This is a genomic window from Phenylobacterium sp., assembly GCF_031412415.1.
In the GTDB taxonomy this organism is placed as follows: Bacteria; Pseudomonadota; Alphaproteobacteria; order Caulobacterales; family Caulobacteraceae; genus Phenylobacterium.
The window spans coordinates 1-5,999 of the sequence record NZ_JANOCX010000246.1 but is presented as its reverse complement, the minus strand read 5'-3'; the positions used below and the strand labels follow the sequence as shown (position 1 = coordinate 5,999).

The window sequence follows — 5,999 nt, the reverse complement described above, 5'->3', positions numbered from 1 at the left end:
GCCACCACGGCTCCGGCCGCCACCGCGATCAGCGCGAAGACCGCACCACCAATGCCGCGCGCGGTGTCGGCCGCGCGTTCGATGTCCTTCATCCAAACCGAGTGGTCGTCGACGATAGCGTCCAGCCCCTGGGCCTTCAGGGCGCGGTCCATGGCCTGGCTGGTCGCCGGCGCCTCGGGGTCCAGCAGCACCGAGACCAGACGCGGGATCGGAAGATCGTCCAGGTCGGCGGCGTCGCCCAGCCAAGGAGCGATCAGGGCTTCAGCCTTTTCCTTCTCCAGGGCCTGGGCCTCCACGACGCCGGGAACGCCGGCCAGGGTCTCGGCCGCGCGGGCCGCGGCGCCGTCGGGCGTCTCGTTGGTCTTCGGCCGCACGATGACCGTGGCTTCGTTGGTCAGATGTCCGGTCCAGCCGCGGGCCGCGCGGTCGGCGGCCAGCACGGCCAGGAGGGTGAGACAGGCCAGGAAACACAGCGTGGCGACCACGAAGACCAGCGAGCCGTCCTTGGCGTCGGCCTCAGGCAGGAAAGGCGCCGGCCGCCAGCGTTCGACGTCGAAGTCGCTCACGCCAGGTGCCCCGCGTCGCGCTGTGTCAACCGACCGTCTTCCAGATGCAGGGTCGGCATGCCGGACCGCGCCACAAGGTCCTGGTCGTGGGTGGCGATCAGGATGGTGGTGCCCAGGCGGTTGAGCTCGACGAATAGGCGCAGGATGCGCAGACCCATTTCGTGGTCCACATTGCCGGTAGGTTCGTCGGCCAGCAGGATTTCGGGCCGGTTGACCACCGCGCGCGCGATGGCTAGCCGCTGCTTCTCGCCGCCCGCCAGCGTCGCAGGCATGGCGTGCATGCGCGAGCGCAGGCCCACCCAAGCCAGCAGCTCGGCCACGTCCTGGCGATAGCTATCGGGCTTGCCGCCGGCGATTCGCAGGGGCAGGGCGGTGTTGTCGAAGGCCGAGAGATGCTCCAGCAGCTTGAACTCCTGGTAAACCACCCCGATCCTGCGGCGCAGGAACGGCTGATCCTTCGGCGCGATGGCCGACACGTCCTGGCCGAACAGATGCAGCAGCCCTTTCGAGGGCTTGGCCGCCAGGAAGATCAGCTTCAGCAGCGACGTCTTGCCCGCCCCCGACGCCCCGGTGACGAAATGGAAAGACCCGGGCGCCAATGAGAAGGTAAGGTCCTTCAGCGTTTCGGGGGCACGGCCATAGCGCATCGACACGTCATCGAAGCGGACCACGGCGGGATCGGCGTCGAACGCGCCCTGAACATGCGTGTTTCTGGACATGAAGACCGAAATCGGCGACCTCGGTTGAGGTTGCTGGAGCGTCCGATTCGGCCGTCATGATACTGACCTGTCCAGAGTGCGCCACCAGCTATTTCGTGGATGATTCCAAGATCCCCGAAGCTGGCCGCGCCGTGAAATGCGCCAGCTGCGGCGCACGCTGGACCGCTCAGGCCGGCGCGGCTGAACTCGACCTCGAAGTCTCGGGCGAAGAGGGCGCGGTCGGCCGCGAACCGGCGGTCGACACACCCGATCCCGACGACATCCCGATCAGCGCCCTGCCTGGCGAAGTCTTGCCCAAGGTGTTTCGCGCCAAGGCCGACACGGAACGGCGGGTCCGCGAGGCGGCGGCCACCGGGATCATCTGGGCGGGCCTGGCCGCGGCCCTGCTGGTGCTGCTGGCGGTCGCCTTCGTATTCCGCGTCGACGTGGTCCGCCTCTGGCCACGCACGGCCAGCGCCTACGCCTTCGTGGGCCAGCCGGTGAACAGCCTCGGCCTGGTGATCGAGGGCGTGCGGTTCGAGCCCTCGTTGCAGGAGGGCCACGCCGCGCTCTCGGTCTCGGGGATGATCCGCAACATCCAGGACGAGCCGGTGATCTCGCCGCCCATGCGCATCAGCCTGCTGGACGAAGACGGCAAGGCGGTGGTGACCAAGATCGCCCGCCCGGCCGACGCCAAGATCCCGCCGGGCGAGACCCGCCACTTCGCCATCGCCCTGCTGGACCCGCCAACCACGGCGCGCGTGCTGGAGGTCGCCTTCGCGCCGCCTGAGCCGGTGAAGAAGGTCAAGGTCGTCCAGGGCGATCCCCCGAAGGCTGCTCACGCCGCCCCGGCCCTGCGGACCGCGGCCGAGCCGCCAGCCGTGACCCAGAACCTGGCGCCCGCGCCGGTAGAGGCCCAGCCGTTGCCGCCGGGGTCTCCCGACGCCTTGCCGGCCCATGACTGAGTCGCTGCCCGAGCCGGTGGTGCTGCTCAGCGAGGCCGAGATCGCCGCGCGCGTCGAGGCCCTGGCCCGCGAAATCGCCCCGCGAATCGATGACGACACCGTCGCGGTCTGCCTGCTGACCGGCGGTCTGTGGTTCGCCTCGGACCTGACCCGAGCCCTGTCGCGGGCCGGGCGCAATGTTCGGTTCGACGCCCTGTGGCTGGCCTCGTACGGCGACGAGCGCGCCAGCCTGGGCCGCTGCGAGGTCCGCGCCGACCTTCAACGCCCGCTTTCGGGCCGCACGGCCCTGATCATCGACGACGTCATCGACACCGGCCTGTCGCTGTCGGAGGCCCAGCGCCTGGTCACTGACGCCGGCGCCAGCCGCGCGCTCACCGCCGTCTTCGCCAGCAAGCCGTGGCCGACGCCGCGCGCCATCGTCCCGGACTTCGTGGCCTGGCACGCGCCAGCCCGTTACCTGGTCGGCTACGGCATGGACGCGGCGGGATGCCTGCGCGGCCTGCCGTTCATCGGGGCGCTGGACTGAATCATAGCCAGGGTGCGGCGGATTCCTTGGCCAGCATGTCGTCGTATGTCGGGCGCGGCCGGACCACGGCGTAGTCCGAGCCCTTTACCAGCACCTCGGGCGCCAGCAGGCGGCTGTTGTATTCGCTCGACATCACCGCCCCATAGGCTCCGGCGCTCAAGAAGGCCACCAGGTCGCCGGCCTCCAGCGGCGGCAGGGCGCGCTCACGGGTGAAGGTGTCGCCGGTCTCGCAGATGGGTCCCACGACGTCATAGACCACCGGGGCGCCCTCACGCGGCCTGACCGGGACGATCTCGTGATAGGCGTCGTACATGGCCGGGCGGATCAGGTCGTTCATGGCCGCGTCCAGCACCGCGAACTTGCGTCCTTCCGGACGCTCGTGGATATGCAGCACGCGCGCCAGCAGGACCCCGGCGTTGGCCGCGATCATCCTTCCAGGCTCGAAGGAATAGGCCACGTCCAGACCGGCCATGGTCCTGGCGATCATGCGGGCATAGTCGGCCGGTGCGGGCGGCGTCGGCTGGTTGAAATAGGGAACACCCAGACCGCCGCCTAGGTCGAGGCGTTCGACCGCCAGCCCCTCGCCCCGCAGCCGTTCGACCAGGCCGCGCATCTTGGTGAAAGCTTCGGCCATCGGCGCGAGGTCGGTGATCTGGCTGCCGATGTGGCAGGTGACGCCGACCGGCTTCAGGCCCGCGTTGTTCGACGCCTTGGCGTAGAGCCGCTCGGCCTCGGAGAACGAGACCCCGAACTTGTTGTCGGCCTTGCCGGTGGAGATCTTGGCGTGGCCGCCGGCCGAGACGTCGGGATTGACGCGGATGGCGATGACCGCGCGTGTGCCCAGCGACTGGGCGACCCGGCTGGCGAGCTCCATCTCCGGTTCTGACTCGACATTGATCTCGCTGACGCCGGTCCGCAGGGCGAAGGCGATCTCGCTCTCGGTCTTGCCGACGCCGGAGAAGACGATCTTTTCTGGCGGCACGCCCGCCGCCAGAGCCCGGCGGATTTCGCCTTCGGAAACCGTGTCCGCGCCGGCGCCGAGCCGGGCGAGGGTCTTCAGCACCGCGACGTTCGAATTGGCCTTCACGGCGAAGGCCAACAGCGGATCGCCGCCGTGCTCGCCACGGATGCCTTCGGCGACTAGGGCGTCGCGCAGCACGGTGTAGTGCCGCTCCAGGGTCGCCGTCGAATAGACATAGACCGGCGTGCCGACAGCCTCGGCGAGCGCCGTCAGGGATACGTCCTCGCAGGAGAGCTCGCCCCCGTGGAGCTCGAAGTGATTCATCTGGGCGTGGCGTAGGGATCGGGAAGCGCGCCTTGCGGGGCGCTGGACGTGGCGCTGGGCGCGGAGTCGATCGGCTGGGTGCGTGGCGGGACCGGCGCATCGGTGCGGTTGCGCGGATCGACAGTGCGGATCGCGCGGCCGGGATCGGAGCCCGCGTCGGCGCCGGAACCCTTGCCCATCAGCGGGCCGGGGCGCTCCAGGGCGCCCATCTTGCCGCAGCCCACCAAGGCCAGGGCGACGGCGGCGATCGCCAGAATGCGAAGGGTCATGGCAGCAGTTCCTTCCAACGCGCGACCTGGGCGCGAACCTGTTCCGGCGAGGCGCCGCCGTAGCTTTTGCGGCTGGCGACCGAAGCGGCGGGCGTCAGCACGTCGAAAACGCCCTGGGTGATCGCAGGCTCCAGGGCCTGGAGATCTGCGAGCGGCAGGGCCGAGAGATCACAGCCCAGAGACTCCGCCTTTTTGACGGCCGCCCCGGTGACGTGGTGGGCGTCGCGGAACGGCATGTCCAGTTCGCGGACCAGCCAATCGGCCAGGTCGGTGGCCGTGGAGTAGCCCGCGCCGGCGGCGGCGGCCATCATCTCGGCCACGGGCTCCAGGTCGGCGACCATGCCGGCCATCGCGGCCAGCGACAGTTCCAGCGCGTCGAAGGCCTCGAAGGTGGGGACCTTGTCCTCCTGCATGTCCTTCGAATAGGTCATCGGCAGGCCCTTCATCACCACGGTGAGCTGGGTGAAGGAGCCGAGCAGCCGGCCGACCTTGGCGCGGATCAGCTCCGCGGCGTCGGGATTCTTCTTTTGCGGCATGATCGACGAGCCGGTGGTGAAGGCGTCGGAAAGTTTCACGAAGCCGAACTGCGGCGTCATCCAGATCACGATCTCCTCGGCCAGCCGCGACAGGTGGACCGCGCAGATGGTGGCCGCCGCCAGGGCCTCAAGCGCGAAATCCCGGTCGGCGACGCTGTCCAGCGAGTTCGCGGTCGGTCGATCGAAGCCTAGAGCCTGCGCCGTCGCATGGCGGTCGATCGGGAAGGGCGAGCCGGCCAGGGCCGCGGCGCCCAGCGGGCACTCGTTCATCCGCGCCCGGGCGTCGGCGAACCGCGAGGCGTCGCGGCCGAACATCTCCACATAGGCCATCAGGTGGTGGCCGAAGGTCACGGGCTGGGCGGGCTGCAGGTGGGTGAAGCCCGGCATGAGCGTCGCCGCATGCGGCTCGGCCTTGGCCAGCAGGGCGCGTTGCAGGTCGCTGATCTGCGTGATCGTGCGGTCGCAGGCCTCGCGGACCCACAGGCGGAAGTCCAGCGCCACCTGGTCGTTGCGTGAGCGGGCGGTGTGCAGCCGGCCCAGCCGGTGACCTTCGGCCACCACCTCATGGCCTATGTCGAGATGTTCGGCCGCGACGCCTCGCGCTTCTCCGACGCTCGCGCGCGGATGAACGAGAGCCCGCTGGGCGCCGCCGCCCTGGCCGGATCCCCGTTTCCCATCGACCGGGAGATGACCGCCAAGGCCCTGGGATTCGCCAGGCCCACCGCCAACTCCCTGGACAGCGTGGCCGACCGGGATTTTGCGCTGGAGGCCCTGGCGGCGGCCACCATCTGCGCCACACACCTGTCGCGGCTGGCCGAGGAGATCGTGATCTGGATGACGCCGCAGTTCGGCTTCGTGACGCTCTCCGACGCCTTCACCACCGGCTCGTCGATCATGCCGCAGAAGAAGAACCCGGACGCCGCCGAGCTGGTGCGCGCCAAGGTCGGCCGTCTGCTCGGCTCCTTCACCCAGCTCACCGTGGTGATGAAGGGCCTGCCGCTGACCTATTCCAAGGACATGCAGGAGGACAAGGTTCCCACGTTCGAGGCCTTTGATGCTCTGGAGCTGAGCTTGTTGGCCATGGCCGGTATGGTCGCCGACCTGGAGCCCAACCGCGCCGGGATGGCGGCGGCAGCCGGTGCCGGATACTCGAC

7 protein-coding genes and 1 pseudogene are annotated in these 5,999 nt (G+C 69.5%); 3 read left to right on the top strand and 5 right to left on the bottom strand.

Annotated features, from left to right (window positions below):
- A partial coding sequence (locus RMO04_RS12270; RefSeq protein WP_405041493.1) for a cell division protein FtsX occupies nt 1–566 on the bottom strand: 566 nt, incomplete at its 3' end.
- A complete protein-coding gene (gene ftsE / locus RMO04_RS12265; protein WP_309645067.1) occupies nt 563–1,285 on the bottom strand; it encodes a cell division ATP-binding protein FtsE in 723 nt (240 codons plus the stop codon). The genes ftsE and RMO04_RS12270, both read right to left, overlap by 4 nt.
- A 56-nt stretch (nt 1,286–1,341) precedes the next feature.
- Here ftsE and RMO04_RS12260 point away from each other — a divergent pair, with 56 nt between their 5' ends.
- On the top strand, nt 1,342–2,229 hold the full coding sequence (locus RMO04_RS12260) for a DUF3426 domain-containing protein (RefSeq protein ID WP_309645066.1): 888 nt from the start codon (nt 1,342–1,344) through the stop codon (nt 2,227–2,229).
- Complete coding sequence (locus RMO04_RS12255) at nt 2,222–2,755, top strand: phosphoribosyltransferase family protein (RefSeq protein WP_309645065.1); 534 nt, start codon at nt 2,222–2,224, stop codon at nt 2,753–2,755. The genes RMO04_RS12260 and RMO04_RS12255 overlap by 8 nt, the downstream gene beginning before the upstream one ends.
- A 1-nt stretch (nt 2,756) precedes the next feature.
- Here RMO04_RS12255 and lysA read toward each other — a convergent pair whose 3' ends face one another.
- The 3 genes and pseudogenes from lysA to argH form a co-directional block, all read right to left on the bottom strand.
- Complete coding sequence (gene lysA / locus RMO04_RS12250) at nt 2,757–4,040, bottom strand: diaminopimelate decarboxylase (RefSeq protein ID WP_309645064.1); 1,284 nt, start codon at nt 4,038–4,040, stop codon at nt 2,757–2,759.
- Nucleotides 4,037–4,309 carry an LPS translocon maturation chaperone LptM gene (locus tag RMO04_RS12245; RefSeq protein WP_309645063.1) on the bottom strand — a complete coding sequence of 91 codons (273 nt, stop codon included), beginning with the start codon at nt 4,307–4,309 and terminating at the stop codon, nt 4,037–4,039. The genes lysA and RMO04_RS12245 overlap by 4 nt, the downstream gene beginning before the upstream one ends.
- A pseudogene (gene argH, locus RMO04_RS12240) lies at nt 4,306–5,394 on the bottom strand (argininosuccinate lyase); the annotation flags it as partial. The pseudogene argH and the gene RMO04_RS12245, both read right to left, overlap by 4 nt.
- Nucleotides 5,395–5,409: 15 nt before the next feature.
- On the opposite strand from argH, the gene RMO04_RS12235 reads away from it, so the two are divergent.
- Nucleotides 5,410–5,999, top strand: a 590-nt coding sequence (locus RMO04_RS12235; RefSeq protein ID WP_405041494.1) for a lyase family protein, incomplete at its 3' end; no start/stop codon positions are given.